This is a genomic window from Metapseudomonas boanensis, from assembly GCF_018704125.1.
Taxonomy (GTDB): Bacteria; Pseudomonadota; Gammaproteobacteria; order Pseudomonadales; family Pseudomonadaceae; genus Metapseudomonas; species Metapseudomonas boanensis.
In genome coordinates, this window is record NZ_JAGTIS010000009.1 from 153,731 (window position 1) to 168,999 (window position 15,269).

General features: G+C 64.8%; 15 protein-coding genes. 10 read left to right on the forward strand and 5 right to left on the reverse strand.

Annotated elements, in window-relative coordinates:
* Positions 1–50: 50 nt before the first annotated feature.
* The 4 genes from J7302_RS17105 to J7302_RS17120 form a co-directional block, all read right to left on the reverse strand.
* On the reverse strand, positions 51–518 hold the full coding sequence (locus J7302_RS17105) for a metallophosphoesterase family protein (protein ID WP_215377392.1): 468 nt from the start codon (positions 516–518) through the stop codon (positions 51–53).
* A gap of 39 nt (positions 519–557) precedes the next feature.
* A complete protein-coding gene (locus J7302_RS17110) occupies positions 558–1,937 on the reverse strand; it encodes a nucleobase:cation symporter-2 family protein (RefSeq protein WP_215377394.1) in 1,380 nt (459 codons plus the stop codon).
* A gap of 190 nt (positions 1,938–2,127) precedes the next feature.
* Positions 2,128–3,966, reverse strand: a complete 1,839-nt coding sequence (gene ilvD / locus J7302_RS17115; RefSeq protein WP_215377397.1) for a dihydroxy-acid dehydratase — start codon at positions 3,964–3,966, stop codon at positions 2,128–2,130.
* Positions 3,967–4,207: 241 nt separating this feature from the next.
* On the reverse strand, positions 4,208–5,233 hold the full coding sequence (locus J7302_RS17120; RefSeq protein ID WP_215377399.1) for an Ldh family oxidoreductase: 1,026 nt from the start codon (positions 5,231–5,233) through the stop codon (positions 4,208–4,210).
* A gap of 114 nt (positions 5,234–5,347) precedes the next feature.
* Between J7302_RS17120 and J7302_RS17125 the strand changes: the two genes are divergently transcribed.
* The 6 genes from J7302_RS17125 to J7302_RS17150 all read left to right on the forward strand — a co-directional run bounded on the left by J7302_RS17125 (position 5,348) and on the right by J7302_RS17150 (position 10,673).
* Positions 5,348–6,253, forward strand: a complete 906-nt coding sequence (locus J7302_RS17125) for a MurR/RpiR family transcriptional regulator (protein WP_215377401.1) — start codon at positions 5,348–5,350, stop codon at positions 6,251–6,253.
* The gene (locus tag J7302_RS17130) at positions 6,250–7,008 is read left to right on the forward strand and encodes an ABC transporter substrate-binding protein (protein ID WP_394359098.1); all 759 of its coding nucleotides are present in this window, start codon (positions 6,250–6,252) and stop codon (positions 7,006–7,008) included. The genes J7302_RS17125 and J7302_RS17130 overlap by 4 nt, the downstream gene beginning before the upstream one ends.
* A 53-nt stretch (positions 7,009–7,061) precedes the next feature.
* On the forward strand, positions 7,062–7,781 hold the full coding sequence (locus J7302_RS17135) for an ABC transporter permease (RefSeq protein ID WP_215377403.1): 720 nt from the start codon (positions 7,062–7,064) through the stop codon (positions 7,779–7,781).
* Positions 7,778–8,482, forward strand: a complete 705-nt coding sequence (locus tag J7302_RS17140) for an ABC transporter permease (RefSeq protein WP_215377405.1) — start codon at positions 7,778–7,780, stop codon at positions 8,480–8,482. Before J7302_RS17135 ends, J7302_RS17140 begins: the two co-directional genes overlap by 4 nt.
* A gap of 49 nt (positions 8,483–8,531) precedes the next feature.
* Positions 8,532–9,773, forward strand: a complete 1,242-nt coding sequence (locus tag J7302_RS17145; RefSeq protein WP_215377407.1) for an FAD-dependent oxidoreductase — start codon at positions 8,532–8,534, stop codon at positions 9,771–9,773.
* A 120-nt stretch (positions 9,774–9,893) separates the two neighbouring features.
* The gene (locus tag J7302_RS17150) at positions 9,894–10,673 is read left to right on the forward strand and encodes an amino acid ABC transporter ATP-binding protein (protein ID WP_215377409.1); all 780 of its coding nucleotides are present in this window, start codon (positions 9,894–9,896) and stop codon (positions 10,671–10,673) included.
* 182 nt (positions 10,674–10,855) lie between these two features.
* Here the strand turns inward: J7302_RS17150 and J7302_RS17155 are convergent, their stop codons facing one another.
* On the reverse strand, positions 10,856–12,052 hold the full coding sequence (locus J7302_RS17155; RefSeq protein WP_215377412.1) for a class I SAM-dependent rRNA methyltransferase: 1,197 nt from the start codon (positions 12,050–12,052) through the stop codon (positions 10,856–10,858).
* A gap of 172 nt (positions 12,053–12,224) precedes the next feature.
* Here J7302_RS17155 and J7302_RS17160 point away from each other — a divergent pair, with 172 nt between their 5' ends.
* From J7302_RS17160 to J7302_RS17175, 4 genes are all read left to right on the forward strand, one after another.
* Positions 12,225–13,091, forward strand: a complete 867-nt coding sequence (locus tag J7302_RS17160) for an HDOD domain-containing protein (RefSeq protein ID WP_251702117.1) — start codon at positions 12,225–12,227, stop codon at positions 13,089–13,091.
* Between the two features lie 147 nt (positions 13,092–13,238).
* Positions 13,239–14,051, forward strand: coding sequence for a bifunctional DNA-formamidopyrimidine glycosylase/DNA-(apurinic or apyrimidinic site) lyase (mutM, locus tag J7302_RS17165; protein ID WP_215377414.1), 813 nt, complete (start codon positions 13,239–13,241; stop codon positions 14,049–14,051).
* A 65-nt stretch (positions 14,052–14,116) separates the two neighbouring features.
* Positions 14,117–14,695: a lysophospholipid acyltransferase family protein gene (locus J7302_RS17170; RefSeq protein WP_215377417.1), complete on the forward strand. Its 579-nt coding sequence runs from the start codon at positions 14,117–14,119 to the stop codon at positions 14,693–14,695.
* Between the two features lie 73 nt (positions 14,696–14,768).
* On the forward strand, positions 14,769–15,107 hold the full coding sequence (locus J7302_RS17175; RefSeq protein ID WP_215377419.1) for a multidrug transporter: 339 nt from the start codon (positions 14,769–14,771) through the stop codon (positions 15,105–15,107).
* Positions 15,108–15,269: the final 162 nt, after the last annotated feature.

Here is a 15,269-nt window from a genome sequence, read left to right on the forward strand (position 1 = left end):
TCCTTAGCGAATGAATTCGCCCCCACAGGAAAGCTTGTCCCTGCGCTGTATCAGACTTGCAACTCCATCAGCTCCGCCCGCACCTGACACCCCTCGATCACCAGCATTCCCACCGATACCGGCAGCTTGAAGCGCCTTGGCCCTGCACTGCCGGGGTTAATGTGCAGCAGGCCGTTGCGTTCGGCTATCAGTGGTTTGTGGGAATGGCCAGTGACCACCACCTTGATCCCACGTGCAGCCAAATCGGCGGGAATGTCGGCCTGGTCGTGCACCAGGTAGATTTGCACTTCGTCCAGGTGAAGGACCTCCACTTCGCTGACCGCTTCGGCCCAGTCGTCCCTGTCATTGTTGCCGCGCACCGCGGTCAAAGGCGCCAGGTCGCGCAAGGTGTCGAGGATCTCAGGCTTGCCGATGTCGCCGGCATGGAGGATGTGATCGCAGCCCCGCAACGCGGCCAGGGCCTCGGGGCGGAGCAGGCTGTGGGTGTCGGCGATCAGGCCGATGCGAAGGGACGCCATGGGATGGGCCTCATCAGTGGATGAGGCCCATTCTGCCACTCAGCGAGGCTGCGCCGGGGTTTCCGGCAGGAACCAGTTCAGCAGCAGGGCGCAGAGACCGCCTGTCGCCACGCCGGACTCCAGCACGTTGCGCAGGGCCGCCGGCATGTGGGCGAGGAATTCCGGCACCTGGGACACACCCAGGCCCAGCGCCAGCGACACGGCGATGATCAGCAGCGCGCGGCGATCCAGGGTGGTACCGGCGAGAATGTTGATGCCCGAGGCGGCCACGGCACCGAACATCACCATGGCCGCGCCGCCCAGCACCGGCTCGGGAATGGCCTGGAGCACGCCGGCTACCGCCGGGAACAGGCCCAGCAGCACCAGCATCAGGGCGATCCACAGGCCGATATGGCGGCTGGCGATGCCGGTCAGCTGAATCACGCCGTTGTTCTGCGCGAACACCGAGCTGGGGAAGGTGTTGAAGATGCCCGCCAGCAGCGAGTTGGCGCCATTCACCAGCACCCCACCCTTGATCCGTTGCATCCACAGCGGGCCTTCCACCGGCTGGCGCGAGACCTTACTGGTGGCGGTGACGTCGCCGATGGCTTCCAGTGAGGTGACCAGATAGATCACCAGCATCGGCACGAACAGCGACCAGGAAAAGCCGAACCCGAAGTGCAGCGGCACCGGGACTTGGAGCAACGGCGCTTCATGCATGCCGCTGAAGTCCAGGCGGCCGAGGGAACCGGCCAGCACATAACCGACCACCAGGGCGATGACGATGGCACAGCTGCGCATCCACACCAGTGGGATGCGATTGAGCAGCAGGATCACCGCCAGCACGGTGCCGGACAGCAGTAGATTCTCGCCGTTGGCGAAGGTGCCGTTGCCCATGGCGGCAAAGCCGCCACCCATGCTGATCAGGCCGACCTTGATCAGGGTGAGGCCGATCATCAGCACCACGATGCCGGTTACCAGTGGAGTGATCAGGCGTTTGACGAACGGCAGGATGCGCGAGATGCCCATCTCGATGAAGGCGCCAGCCATCACCACGCCGAAGATCGCGGCCATGACGCCTTCGACCGGCGCGCCCTGCTTGACCATCAGCGCACCGCCGGCAATCAGCGGGCCGACGAAGTTGAAGCTGGTGCCCTGGACGATCAGCAAGCCGGCGCCGAACGGGCCGAAGCGGCGGCACTGGACGTAGGTGGCGATACCCGAAACCACCAGCGACATGGAAACGATCAGGTTGGTGTCGCGCGCCGAGACCCCGAGCGCCTGGCAGATCAGCAGGCCCGGCGTGACGATCGGGACGATGATCGCCAGCAGATGCTGCAGCGCGGCCAGCAAGGCGGCCAGTGGGCGGGGGCGGTCTTCCAGGCCGTACAGCAGCTCGTTGCTGGCCTCGAGGACGGGGGGCTTTTCCAGTGAACTCATGGCGATAGTCCGCAAAAAAAAGCAGCGATTCTATCTGAATGGTCAGGTTCGGCGGGTATGGATCTGGGGCCAGGGGACTCAGTACCAGGCTCAGCGCCCACCTACGGGCGCGTTGCGGTCCTTTCGCGAATGATTTGCCTCGCACACAAAAAAGCCCGGCGCGGCGCCGGGCTTTTCAGGGCAGCGGTGATCAGTCGCCGAGCATCGCCTTGTTGCGCACCGCGCCCTTGTCGGCGCTGGTCGCCAGCAGGGCGTAGGCCTTGAGGGCGGTGGACACCTTGCGCGCGCGCGGTGCGGCGGGCTTCCAGCCTTTCTTGTCCTGCGCGTGGCGGCGGTGCGCTAGCTCTTCATCGCTGACCAGCAACTGGATGGTGCGGTTGTGGATGTCGATATGGATCTTGTCGCCGTCTTCCACCAGCCCGATGGCGCCGCCCGCGGCGGCTTCCGGCGAGGCATGGCCAATGGACAGGCCTGACGTACCACCGGAGAAACGGCCGTCGGTGAGCAGGGCGCACTGCTTGCCCAGGCCCTTGGACTTCAGGTAGCTGGTGGGGTAGAGCATTTCCTGCATGCCCGGGCCACCTTTCGGGCCTTCGTAGCGAATGATCACCACGTCGCCGGCCTTCACTTCATCGGCGAGGATGCCCTTCACCGCGGCGTCCTGGCTTTCGAAGATCTTTGCCGTGCCTTCGAAGACGTGGATCGACTCGTCCACGCCCGCAGTCTTCACCACACAACCGTCGAGGGCGATGTTGCCGTAGAGCACGGCCAGGCCGCCCTCCTGGGAGTAGGCGTGCTCGACGCTGCGGATGCAGCCTTCAGCGCGGTCGGCGTCCAGGGTCGCCCAGCGGGTGCTCTGGCTGAATGCGGTCTGGGTCGGGATGCCTGCCGGGCCAGCCTTGAAGAAGGTATGCACGGCTTCGTCATTGGTCTGGGTGATATCCCACTGGGCAATGGCGTCGGCCATGCTCGGGCTGTGCACGGTCGGAACGTCGGTGTGCAGCAGGCCGCCCCGGGCCAGCTCGCCGAGGATGCTGAAGATGCCGCCGGCGCGGTGCACGTCTTCCATGTGGTACTTCTGGATGTTCGGCGCCACCTTGCACAGCTGCGGCACCTTGCGCGACAGGCGATCGATGTCGCGCAGGTCGAAGTCGATCTCCGCCTCCTGGGCGGCGGCCAGCAGGTGCAGGATGGTGTTGGTCGAGCCGCCCATGGCGATGTCCAGGGTCATGGCGTTCTCGAACGCCTTGAAGCTGGCAACGTTGCGCGGCAGCACGCTGTCGTCGCCTTCGCCGTAGTAGCGCTGGCAGAGCTCCACGGCCAGGCGGCCGGCGCGCAGGAACAGCTGCTCGCGGTCGCTGTGGGTGGCCAGGGTGGAGCCGTTGCCCGGCAGTGCCAGGCCGAGGGCCTCAGTCAGGCAGTTCATCGAGTTGGCGGTGAACATGCCGGAGCAGGAACCGCAGGTGGGGCAGGCGCTGCGCTCGTACTCGGCGACCTTCTCGTCGGAGCAGGAGTCGTCGGCAGCGGCGACCATGGCGTCCACCAGGTCGAGGCCGTGGTTGGCCAGCTTGGTCTTGCCGGCTTCCATCGGACCGCCGGAGACGAACACGACCGGGATGTTCAGGCGCAGGGCGGCCATCAGCATGCCGGGGGTGATCTTGTCGCAGTTGGAGATGCAGACGATGGCGTCGGCGCAGTGGGCGTTGACCATGTACTCGACGGAGTCGGCAATGATCTCCCGGCTCGGCAGCGAATAGAGCATGCCGTCATGGCCCATGGCGATGCCGTCGTCGACGGCGATGGTGTTGAATTCCTTGGCCACGCCACCGGCTTTCTCGATCTCGCGGGCGACCAGCTGACCCAGGTCCTTCAGGTGCACGTGGCCGGGCACGAACTGGGTGAAGGAGTTGGCGATGGCGATGATCGGCTTCTTGAAGTCTTCGTCCTTCATCCCGGTGGCGCGCCACAGGGCGCGGGCGCCGGCCATGTTGCGGCCGTGGGTGGAGGTTTTCGAGCGATAGTCGGGCATGGGGATTCCTGCGGCTGAATACGGTTGCGAGTCCTGCACGACCCGCTGGTTTGAGTCATGTGCGTGTCGAGCCGGATGCACTTGCAGACACGAGGATGGTCGCGTCTGCAGCGTGGCGGGGATGGCGGGGTCTCCGCGTCCCCAGCAATGGGCTCGTTCGGCCTGCCGAAGGGTAGCTGGCGAGGGATGCCCGATTCTAACCCCGCCCGCTTTGCACTGGAAAGGCGCCAGTGCCAGCCGGTCAGAGACCGGCCAGGGCGCGTAGCTTGGCCAGTTCGCCGGCGGGCAGGGCGATGCCTTCCACTTCGGCGCGGGCGCGTTGGCGATAGCGGCGATCACCCGGCTGGCGGTCCTGGCCGGCTTCGGCCATGCGGGCGATCAAGGTTTCGCAGCGTTCGGCAAAGGAGCGGCTGGCGCCGCGGTCGGGATCGATGAGGATAAGCAGCTGCCCCGTCCAGGGCGTTTGCGCACCAGGGTGCCCGGACCAGTCGAACTCGAAGGAGAAGTTGCCACCGGTCAAAGCTGCGGCGAGCAGCTCCACCATCATCGACAGGGCCGAGCCCTTGTAGCCGCCGAATGGCAGCAGCGCGCCGCCGTCGAGAATTGCCTTCGGGTCGCGGGTCGGCTGGCCCTGGGCATCCACACCAAAACCTTCCGGCAGCTGCTTGCCCTCACGAGCGGCGATCTGCACGTCGCCGTTGGCAATGGCGCTGGTGGCCAGGTCGAACACCAGCGGGTCGCCCTGGCCGCGCGGTGCGGCGAAGGCGATGGGGTTGGTGCCGAACAGGGCGCTATGGCCGCCGTGGGGGACCACACTGGTCATGCTGTTGACGAAGCTCAGTGCCACCAGGCCTTCACGGGCGAAGGGCTCGACATCCGGCCAGAGCGCGGCGAAGTGGTGCGAGTTGCGAATGGCCAGCAGGGCGATGCCGGACTCGCGCACCTTGGCGAGCAGCAGTTCGCGGGCGGCTGCCAGGGCCGGCTGAGCGAAGCCGCCGCCGGCGTCGACACGGACGAAGGACGGTGCGACGTCCTCCACCTTGGGTTCGGCTCGGCCATTCACCCACCCGCTGCCCAATGAGGACAGATAGCCGGGGATGCGGAACACGCCGTGGCTGTCGGAGCCGTCGCGCTGCGCGGCGGCGCAGTTGTCGGCCAGGGTGGCGGCGACCTGCGCGGATGTCCCGTGGCGTTCGAAGATGCTGGCGAGCAAGTCGCGCAGCTCGTTGAAGGACAGGTGGATCGGGTCGCTATGGCTGGCCTGCATCGTCTTGTTCTCGTTAGGTGGGGTGGTTCCGCATCATAAAGTTTGCAAGTTATCTGTCAAATGTTGACTTGATGACAGAAAACAATCATTTTTTCTCCGCAACCGGAGGTCCCCATGAATCGATCCCTCAAGCAACGCCTCGAAGACGGCCAGTCCGCCAGGACGGCCTCTTCACGGGCGATTGCCAACTACATGCTGGCCAACTTGCAGGAGTTGCCGTTCGAGACCTCCGCGGCAATCGCCGAGAAGCTTGGCCTCAGCGAGTCGACGGTCGGGCGCTTTTGCCGTGCCCTCGGTTACGCCCATTTCAAGGCCATGAAGGCGGACCTGAAGGGCGACCTGGGCGATAGTCCTTGGCTGATCGGCGACCGGCTGAAGGAGTTTCGTCAGCAGGCAGTGGCGGGGGATGAAGCGCTTTCCACCAGCCTGGAGCGCGAGATGGCGGCACTGATGCGTGTCTATGAACACACCCGCACACCGCAGTGGCGCGCCGTGTGCGAGCGCCTGGCGACAGTGCCGCGCGTGTACGCCGCGGGTTTCCAGACCGAGCGCGGCATCTCCGTATCGTTCGTCCACCTGCTGCAATACCTGCGCGATGGCGTGCACCTGGTCGATGGTTCGTCCGGTTACTACGGCGACGTGCTGCTGAGTGCGCCCGGGCAAGCGGCGCTGGTGGTCTTCGAGGCCCGGCGCTACTCCCAGCACGCCCTGATCCTCTGCCGCCGTGCGCGCGAGGCGGGCATTCCGGTGACCCTGGTCACTGACGACTACTGCGATTGGGCGGAACAGAACGCGGATGAAGTGTTCCGTGTGCCGACCGATCTGAACCTGTTCTGGGAATCCACGGGGCCGATGCTGTCGCTGGTCAACCTGCTGCTCAACGACGTCTTCAAGTGCCTCGGGCCTGATGTCGAGCAGCGATTGGAGTCCGTCGCTGCCCTGCACAACGAGTTTGTTGGCTACACCTCCTCACCCGCTCTTGCAGATAGAACAAACCCAAAAAAGAGGGAGCACAGATGAAACGACTCACCCGTTTGGCAATGGCCACCTTGGCACTTTGCGGCGCAGTGGCGACGGCGCAGGCCGAAACCGTACGCATCGCGACAGAAGGCGCCTACCCGCCCTTCAACTACGTGGATTCGAATAACCAGCTGCACGGCTTCGACGTCGACATCGCCAACGCCCTGTGCGCGAAGATGAAGGTCGAGTGCGAGCTGGTCGCCCAGGACTGGGACGGCATCATTCCCGCTTTGCTGGCGAAGAAATACGACGCCGTGGTCGCCTCGATGGTGATAACCGAGGAGCGCCAGAAGAAGGTGGCCTTCACCGACCGTTACTACCGCACCAAGCTGGCGGTGGCCGTGGCCAAGGGTGCGACCGTGCAGGACACTCGCCCCGAGAGCTTCAAGGGCCTGGTGGTCGGCGCCCAGTCGTCCACAACCCAGGGCATGTACGCCGAGGACGTGTTCGGCGCGGCGGGCGCGGAGGTCAAGCTGTACCCCTCGCAGGACGAGGCCAATGCCGACCTGAACAACGGCCGCCTGGACGCGCTGGTGCACGACAAATTCCCGCTGCTCGACTGGCTGGCGAAGGACGGCAAGGATTGCTGCAAGCTGCTCGGTGACATCCAGGAGACCGACGACGACGTGGCCATCGCCGTACGTCAGGACGACAACGCCCTGCGCGAGCGCCTGAACAAAGCCCTGGCCGAGATCATCGCCGACGGCACCTACAAGCAGATCGCCAGCCGTTACTTCCCCTTCGACATCTATTGATCGTCCGCTGCGTGCCCGGCTCCGGCCGGGCACCTCGATGCGAGGCCTGAACCATGTTCGAGCAGTTGGCTCTTCTCTCCCTCGGCGAGGGCGGCTGGGGCATGGCCCTGCTGGCCGGCGCCCTGGTCACGATTTCACTGGCGCTCGCCTGCCTGCCCCTCGGTTTGTCGCTGGGGCTGGGTGTCGCCCTCGGGGCGCGCTCGCAGCGGCGCTTCGTCCGCAGTCTCGCTTCAGCATTCGCCACGGTGTTCCGTGGGCTGCCGGAGCTGCTCACGCTCCTGATCGTCTACTACGGCTGCCAGATTGGCGCGCAGAAGCTGCTGGCGCACTTCGGCCACCAGACCGAGGTGACCATCAACGCCTTCTTCGCTGCGATGATCGCTTTCAGCCTGGTGTTCGCCGCCTTCTCCAGCCAAGTCTGGCTGGCCGCCTTCAAGGTGGTCGGCAAGGGCCAGTACGAGGCGGCCAAGGTCCTCGGGTTGTCGCGGCGCGCCACTTTCTTCAAGGTGATTCTGCCGCAGTTGCTGCGGGTTGCCCTGCCGGGCCTGTCGAATAACTGGCTGAGCCTGCTCAAGGACACTTCGCTGGTTTCCACCATCTCCCTGGTGGATGTGATGCGCCAGACCAACCTGGCGGTCAGCGCCACCAAGGAACCGATGCTCTTCTACATCTGCGCCTGCTTGATCTACCTGTTCTTCTCCTCGCTGTCCGGGCGGGTCTTCAGCTATGCCGAGAAGCGCTATAGCCTCGGTCACAGGAGCCAGCGTGCATGAGCGAATTCCTGCATTTCTTCGTCGACCCTGAACTGTTTGAGCGCTACGGCCTACGTCTCTTCGACGGCCTGTTGGTGACCGCCAAGCTGGTAGCGATCTCCTTCAGCCTGGGAATGGTCCTGGGCTTGTTGCTGGCGCTGGCGCGCACCTCCGGCAACCGTGTGCTGCGCGGTTTCAGCAGCGGTTATATCTACCTGTTCCGTGGCTCGCCGTTGCTGGCGCAATTGTTCCTGCTCTATTACGGCGTGGGCTCGTTCCGCGAGTTCTGGCAGGACGTGGGCCTCTGGTGGTTCTTCCGCGACGCCTGGTACTGCGCGCTGCTGGCCTTCACCCTGAACACCGCCGCCTACCAGGCGGAGATCTTCCGCGGCAGCCTGCTGGCGATCGCCCCCGGCCAGTACGAGGCAGCCTCGGCGCTTGGGCTCAGTCGCACCACGACCTTCTTCAAGGTGGTGTTGCCGCAATCGATGCTGGTCGCCATCGGGCCGCTGGGCAACGAGCTGATCCTGATGATCAAGGCCAGCGCCATCGCCTCGCTGGTCACCATCCACGACCTGATGGGCGTGGCCAAGGCCGGCTTCTCGCGCACATTCGACTTCCAGATCTACCTCTGGGCGGCGGTGCTTTACCTGGCGGTCGTCGAGCTGCTGCGACGTGCCCTGGTGTTCGCCGAAGCGCGCCTGGGTCGGCACCTGAACTAGGCACTTTCCAATCTCAGCTCCACCAAGAGAGCTCACCGAAGGACTTTCCATGGACTGCGACATCATCGTCCTCGGCGCCGGCATCGTCGGCGTTTCCACTGCCCTCCACCTGCAGGCGCGCGGTCGCGACGTCTGCCTGGTCGACCGCGCCGAGCCCGGTTCGGGTACCAGCCACGGCAACGCCGGCCTGATCGAGCGTTCCAGTGTGATGCCCTATGCCTTTCCGCGCAGCTTCGCGGCGCTGCTGCGCTATGGCCTGAACCGCCAGCCTGACGTGCGCTACAGCCCGTCCTTCCTGCCCAGGATCGCCCCCTGGCTGGCATCCTATTGGCACCACTCCTCGGCACGCCTGCTGGAGCAGGCCGCGCAGGCCATGCTGCCGCTGGTGGAACGTTGCGTCGACGAGCATGACCACCTGGTTGAAGAGGCTGGGCTCGGTCACCTGATCCGCGCGCGTGGTTGGATGGATGTCTACCGCAGCCCCCAAGCCCTGGCCCAGGCCGGGGACGAGGCACGGGCGCTGGATCGCTTCGGCTTGCGTTACGAAGTGCTCGGTGCCGCGGAGTTGCACAAGCGCGAGCCGCATCTGGGGAATGTCGTGGCCGGCGGCATCCACTGGCACGACCCCAAGACTGTCCTCGATCCGGGCGCATTGGTGCGCGGCTACTCCGACCTGTTCGTGCGCCGCGGCGGTCGTCTGCTCAAGGGCAACGCCTCGACCCTGCGTCAGCAGGTCGGGGGTTGGTGCGTAACGGCCGAGGGACGCGAGATCCAGGGCCGCGAGGCGGTCGTGGCGCTGGGCCCGCAGTCGGCCACGGTGTTCCGTGAGCTGGGCTACCGGATTCCGCTGGCGATCAAGCGCGGCTACCACATGCATTACGCGGCCCAGTCGGGCGCGGTGCTGGAGCATTCGGTCTGCGACAGCCTGGGCGGCTACGTGCTGGCGCCCATGGCGCGTGGTATTCGCCTGACCACTGGCATCGAGTTTGCCGCTCCTGAAGCGCCGGGCAACGAAATCCAGCTGCGCCGTGCCGAACGCCTGGCCCGCGAACTGTTCCCCCTTGGCGAGCGCTTGGATGCCGAGCCCTGGCTTGGCCGCCGCCCCTGCCTGCCGGACATGCGCCCGGTGATCGGCCCGGCGCCCGGCCACCCTGGCTTGTGGTTCAACTTCGGCCACGCCCATCACGGCCTGACCCTGGGACCGGTCAGCGGTCGCTTGCTGGCGGAGATGATCACCGGCGCCAAGACCTTCACCAATCCGGCGCCCTTTGGCGCGCAACGCTTCGCCTAGGAGCCCGATCCTGATCTGAACGCTCCGCCACCGCGCTCTGCGCGGTGGCTTCAGCGCCGGCGCCTTGCCGGCCTACAACTGCCGATACCTGACAAAGAGGACAAGAAAATGTTATCGAGCATGAAAACCGCCAGTACCCCGCAACCCCATCTGGCCAGCGTGGCGAAGCCAGCTGCCGTAGTGATCGAGGGGCTGCAGAAAAGCTATGGCGACTTCCAGGTGCTCAAGGGCATCGACCTGGTCGTGCGACAGGGGGAGCGCATTGTGCTGTGCGGGCCGTCCGGCTCCGGCAAGTCCACCTTGATCCGCTGTATCAACCGCCTGGAAAGTGCCAGTGGCGGCCGCATCGTCGTCAACGGCTGCGACCTGATGAATGAGTCGTCGCGCAGTAGCGAGGTGTTGCGTGACGTCGGCATGGTGTTCCAGCACTTCAACCTGTTCCCGCACATGAGCGTGCTGGATAACTGCATTCTTGCACCCATGTCCGTTCGCGGCCTGTCCCGCGCCCAGGCCGAGGAGAGAGCCCGCGAATTCCTGCGCAAGGTCGGCATCGAAAGCCAGGCGCACAAGTACCCCAGCCAGCTCTCCGGCGGTCAGCAGCAACGCGTTGCGATTGCCCGGGCGCTGTGCATGGAGCCGAAGATCATGCTGTTCGACGAGCCCACCTCCGCGCTGGACCCGGAAATGGTCGGCGAGGTGCTGGATGTGATGGTGAAGCTGGCCGGCAGCGGCATGACCATGCTCTGCGTGACCCACGAGATGGGCTTTGCCCGGCAGGTGGCCGAGCGGGTGTTGTTTCTGGAAGGCGGCAGCATCGTCGAAGACAGCCCGCCGGAATCCTTCTTCAATGCGCCGAAAAGCGAGCGGGCCAGGGCCTTCCTTGCGCAGATCCTGCATTGATCGGTGGATACGCGCGCAATAGAGTCAAACCCCGTAGGAACGAACTCAATCGCCAAGCAGGCCGAAGGCCTGCCGTGGGTTGGTGCGGGTCACGCTGGTCTGAGCCTGCGAAGCCCAACGCTGGATCTAGCCGGGATCGTTGGGCTTCGCTTCGCTCAACACAACCTACGAGCGCTTGGCGGTCAGCTGTTTGGTAGCAGGCGGCAGGTCAGGCTCTTGATGTAGCGGGTCTCGGCAATGGCCGGGTGCACCGGGTGGTCGGGGCCCTGGCCGCCGCGTTCCAGCAGTTGCATGTTGCGGTCCAGGTGGCGGGCGCTGGAGAGCAGGATATTCTGCAGGTCGTCTTCCGGCAGGTGCATCGAGCAGGAGGCGCTGACCAGGATGCCATCCTTGTTCAGCAGGCGCATGGCTTGCTCGTTCAGGCGGCGGTAGGCGGCTTCCCCGTTCTTCAGGTCCTTCTTGCGCTTGATGAACGCGGGCGGGTCGGCGATGACCACGTCGAAACGTTCTTCAGCTGCTTTCAACTCCTTGAGGGCTTCGAACACGTCGCCTTCGACGCACGCGACCTGCTCGGACAGGCCGTTCAGCGCAGCGTTGCGCTCGACGCCATCAAGGGCGAAGCCTGAGGCATCCACACACATCACCTCGGTTGCACCGAAGGCTGCGGCTTGCACGCCCCAGCCGCCGATGTAGCTGAACAGGTCGAGTACGCGCTTGCCCTTCACGTAGGGCGCCAGGCGTGCACGGTTCATGCGGTGGTCGTAGAACCAGCCGGTCTTCTGGCCTTCCAGCACCGGGGCTTCGAACTTCACGCCATTCTCTTCCAGCGCGACCCACTCCGGCACCACGCCGAAGGCGGTGTCGACGTAGCGCTCCAGGCCCTCGGCATCGCGGGCGCTGGAGTCGTTCTTCCAGAGCACGCCGCGCGGCGTGAGGACCTGCACCAGGGCTTCGAGGACGGCGTCCTTGTTGCGCTCCATGGCGGCGGAGGCGAGTTGCACCACGAGGATGTCACCGAAGCGGTCCACCACAAGGCCCGGCAGCAGGTCGGAGTCGCCGTAGACCAGACGGTAGAAGGGCTTGTCGAACAGGCGCTCGCGCAGGCTGAGGGCGACGTTGATGCGATGCACCAGCAGCGACTTGTCGAGCGTGTGCTTGACGTCGCGGGACATCAGGCGGGCGCAGATCAGGTTGTTCGGGCTGATCGCGACGATGCCCAGCGGCTTGCCGCCAGCGGCTTCGAGCACGGCCTGGTCACCTGGAGCGAAGGCGTTCAGCGGTGTGGCGACCACGTCGACTTCGTTGCTGTAGACCCACAGGTGGCCGGCGCGCAGGCGTCGATCGGCATTGGCTTTGAGGCGCAGGCTGGGCAGGGACATGTGTCGCTCTCCGGAAAAAAGGCCGGGATTATACCTCAGCAGGCCCCTGCACCGGAGCCCGCCCGGCGGCCTTGGAGGAGGCGTTCGGGGCTGGAAAATTCCGTGGTTACCCGCGCCATGGCCGCGGGCAACCAGTTAGACTGTGGCCTCGGTCATCCTTTCGCACATCCCAATGGCTCAAGAACTTTCCGCGGAACAGATTCTTCAGGTCCTGCAAGGCATCAGCGTGCCGCCGCAACCGCAGATCATGGTCGACTTGCAGATGGAGCAGGTCATGCCCCATCCCGACCTGAAGACCATCGCTCGCTTGATCGGCCAGGACCCGGGCCTGTCCGGCGCGTTGCTGAAGATCGTCAACTCGCCGTTCTTCGGCCTGACCAACCGCATCGCCTCGATCCAGCAGGCGGTCAACCTGCTCGGCTGCAACACCGTGGTCAACCTGATCAACGCGCAGTCGATCAAGGGCGAGATGAGCGACGAAACCATCGTCACCCTGAACCGCTTCTGGGACACCGCACAGGACGTGGCCATGACCAGCCTGACCCTGGCCAAGCGTATCGGCTACCAGTCGCCGGACGAGGCCTACGCATTGGGCCTATTCCACAACTGTGGCATCCCGCTGATGCTCAAGCGCTTCCCCGACTACATGATGGTGCTGGAAGAGGCCTACGCATGCGCCGGCCCTGAGCGCCGCGTGGTCGACACCGAAAATCGTCTGCTGAACACCAATCACGCGGTGGTGGGCTATTTCACCGCGCGTTCCTGGCGCCTGCCCGAGCACCTTTGCGAGGCTATCGCCAACCATCACAATGCGCTGTCGATCTTCAACGACGACACGGGCAGTGAGGCACAGTTGAAGACGCTGCTGGCGATCCTGAAGATGGCGGAGCATGTCTGCGCGTCGCACCTGGTGCTGGGCAACCAGGCCGAAGATTACGAATGGCAGAGCATCAGCACCCTGGTGCTGGACTACGTCGGCCTTTCCGAGTACGACTTCGAGAACCTCAAGGAAAGTATCCGCGAATTGGGCGTGAGCTGAACTGGACCGGCCCCGCTGCAGCTGATGTAGGAGCGAGGGGGACGCCGAGTTCTTGCTCGCGAAGAGGCTCGGCGCGAAGCGGTTCGTGAGCCAGCTTGCTCCTACAAGGTCATCCACGTATGCCTCTACTGAACCCCGAGATTCCTGATGCCTGAATTGCCCGAAGTCGAGACGACCCGCCGCGGTATCGCACCCTTCCTGGAAGGGCAGCGCGTCAGCCGCGTGATCATCCGCGAGCGTCGCCTGCGCTGGCCGATCCCCGAGGACCTGGATGTGCGCCTCTCCGGCCAGCTCATCCTGCATGTCGAGCGGCGTGCCAAGTACCTTCTGCTGGAAGCCGAGGTGGGCACCCTGATCAGCCACCTGGGCATGTCCGGGAGCCTCAGGCTGGTGGAGGCCGGGCTGCCGGCGGCCAAGCACGAGCATGTGGATATCGAACTGGAGTCGGGCCTGGCGTTGCGCTACACCGATCCACGCCGCTTCGGCGCGCTGCTCTGGAGCGACGATCCGCTCAATCACGAGCTGCTCCGCCATCTGGGGCCGGAACCTTTGACTGGCCTGTTCGACGGTGAGCGCCTGTATCAGCTGTCGCGTGGGCGCAGCATGGCGGTCAAGCCGTTCATCATGGATAACGCCGTAGTGGTCGGGGTAGGCAACATCTACGCTAGCGAGGCATTGTTCGCTGCAGGCATCGACCCGCGCCGCGAGGCTGGTTCGATTTCCCGTGCGCGTTATCTGAAGCTCGCCGACGAGATCAAACGCATCCTCGCCCAAGCCATCGAATGTGGTGGCACCACCCTGCGCGACTTCGTCGGCGGTGACGGCAAGCCTGGGTACTTCCAGCAGGAGCTGTTCGTCTACGGCCGTGGTGGCGAGTTCTGCAAGCAGTGCGGTTCGACCCTGCGCGAAGTGCGTCTGGGCCAGCGTGCCAGCGTCTATTGCCCTCGCTGCCAGCGCTGATTCCTGACCAGGCCTCTAGTCTGGAGGCCTGCGATATCCAATAACAACAAGCAAGCAGATCTGAAATGAATGGGAACTACCTGCCGCGCAATCGCTTCGCCGAAGCGGTTGGCCATGGCGTGCTAAGGCTCATGGGCTGGCGGATCGAGGGACAGCTGCCGGCCCTCGACAAATTCGTGGTGATCGGCGCCCACCACACCTCCAACTGGGATTTTGTGATTTTCCTCGCCGTTAAGTTCGTCCTGCGCCTGAATGCGCGCTGGTTCGGCAAGCACACCATTTTCCGCTGGCCCTTCGCCCATCTGCTGCAGAGTTGGGGCGGCGTGCCGATTCGGCGTCACCTCAAGCTGAACATGGTGGAGCAGGCCATCGATGGATTCAGGCAGCACCCGCAGTTCATGCTGGTGATTTCTCCGGAAGGCACCCGCAAGCGCGTGGAGCGCTGGAAGATGGGGTTCTACCACATCGCCCGCGGTGCCGGAGTGCCCATAATCCCGGCAGCGCTGGACTACGCCAACCGGCGGGTGGTGATCGGCGAGCCGTTCTGGCCCAGCGGCGACGAACAGGAGGACTTGCGGCGGCTGCTGGCGTTCTATCGCCCCTACGTGCCGAAGAAACCCGGCTACGCTTTTCATGGTGATTGACGGCCTTCACGCTGTTCGTCATCCCGGCGCTGATATAGTTCTGTCCATACCCAATTGCTGAAGGATCGCCCGCATGAACCTGTTTCGCACTTCCGCTGCTGTCCTGGCGCTGACCACTGGCCTGCTGGCGCTGCCGGCTCACGCGGAAGTGGTGCAGGAAAACGTCAGCGGCGACCCGATGTATACCGCCAACGCGCCCGCGGGTTACCGCATGGTCGGCGACATCCTGATCGCCCGTCCCATGCTGCTCGCTGCGACCGTCATTGGCACCGGCCTGTTCATCATCAGCCTGCCGTTCTCCGCGCTGGGCGGGAATGTGGGTGAGGCTGCACAGGAACTGGTGGTGGTGCCGGCCAAGGAAACCTTCGTCCGTTGTCTGGGCTGCGCAGTCAGCGGCTACAGGGCAGACTGACCCCGGACTCGGGTCCATGACGACGGCCCCCGGCCCCATCGGGGCGGGGGCCGTCGGCGTTTCGGTGCGTCATCCTCCTTGCCGTACCGGCCTTGCGTGGAGTAATAGCAAGGGCTCGGTTTCGTGAGGGACATTTCACCGGTGAAGGACTATCCGCGCATC

Coding starts and splice junctions, on each gene's coding strand:
- J7302_RS17105 (WP_215377392.1), bottom strand. CDS start 518: ATGGCGTCCCTTCGCATCGGCCTGATCGCCGACACCCACAGCCTGCTC.
- J7302_RS17160 (WP_251702117.1), top strand. CDS start 12,225: ATGGCTCAAGAACTTTCCGCGGAACAGATTCTTCAGGTCCTGCAAGGC.
- mutM (WP_215377414.1), top strand. CDS start 13,239: ATGCCTGAATTGCCCGAAGTCGAGACGACCCGCCGCGGTATCGCACCC.
- J7302_RS17155 (WP_215377412.1), bottom strand. CDS start 12,052: ATGTCCCTGCCCAGCCTGCGCCTCAAAGCCAATGCCGATCGACGCCTG.
- J7302_RS17175 (WP_215377419.1), top strand. CDS start 14,769: ATGAACCTGTTTCGCACTTCCGCTGCTGTCCTGGCGCTGACCACTGGC.
- J7302_RS17150 (WP_215377409.1), top strand. CDS start 9,894: ATGAAAACCGCCAGTACCCCGCAACCCCATCTGGCCAGCGTGGCGAAG.
- J7302_RS17120 (WP_215377399.1), bottom strand. CDS start 5,233: ATGCAGGCCAGCCATAGCGACCCGATCCACCTGTCCTTCAACGAGCTG.
- J7302_RS17125 (WP_215377401.1), top strand. CDS start 5,348: ATGAATCGATCCCTCAAGCAACGCCTCGAAGACGGCCAGTCCGCCAGG.
- J7302_RS17110 (WP_215377394.1), bottom strand. CDS start 1,937: ATGAGTTCACTGGAAAAGCCCCCCGTCCTCGAGGCCAGCAACGAGCTG.
- J7302_RS17135 (WP_215377403.1), top strand. CDS start 7,062: ATGTTCGAGCAGTTGGCTCTTCTCTCCCTCGGCGAGGGCGGCTGGGGC.
- J7302_RS17145 (WP_215377407.1), top strand. CDS start 8,532: ATGGACTGCGACATCATCGTCCTCGGCGCCGGCATCGTCGGCGTTTCC.
- J7302_RS17170 (WP_215377417.1), top strand. CDS start 14,117: ATGAATGGGAACTACCTGCCGCGCAATCGCTTCGCCGAAGCGGTTGGC.
- J7302_RS17130 (WP_394359098.1), top strand. CDS start 6,250: ATGAAACGACTCACCCGTTTGGCAATGGCCACCTTGGCACTTTGCGGC.
- J7302_RS17140 (WP_215377405.1), top strand. CDS start 7,778: ATGAGCGAATTCCTGCATTTCTTCGTCGACCCTGAACTGTTTGAGCGC.
- ilvD (WP_215377397.1), bottom strand. CDS start 3,966: ATGCCCGACTATCGCTCGAAAACCTCCACCCACGGCCGCAACATGGCC.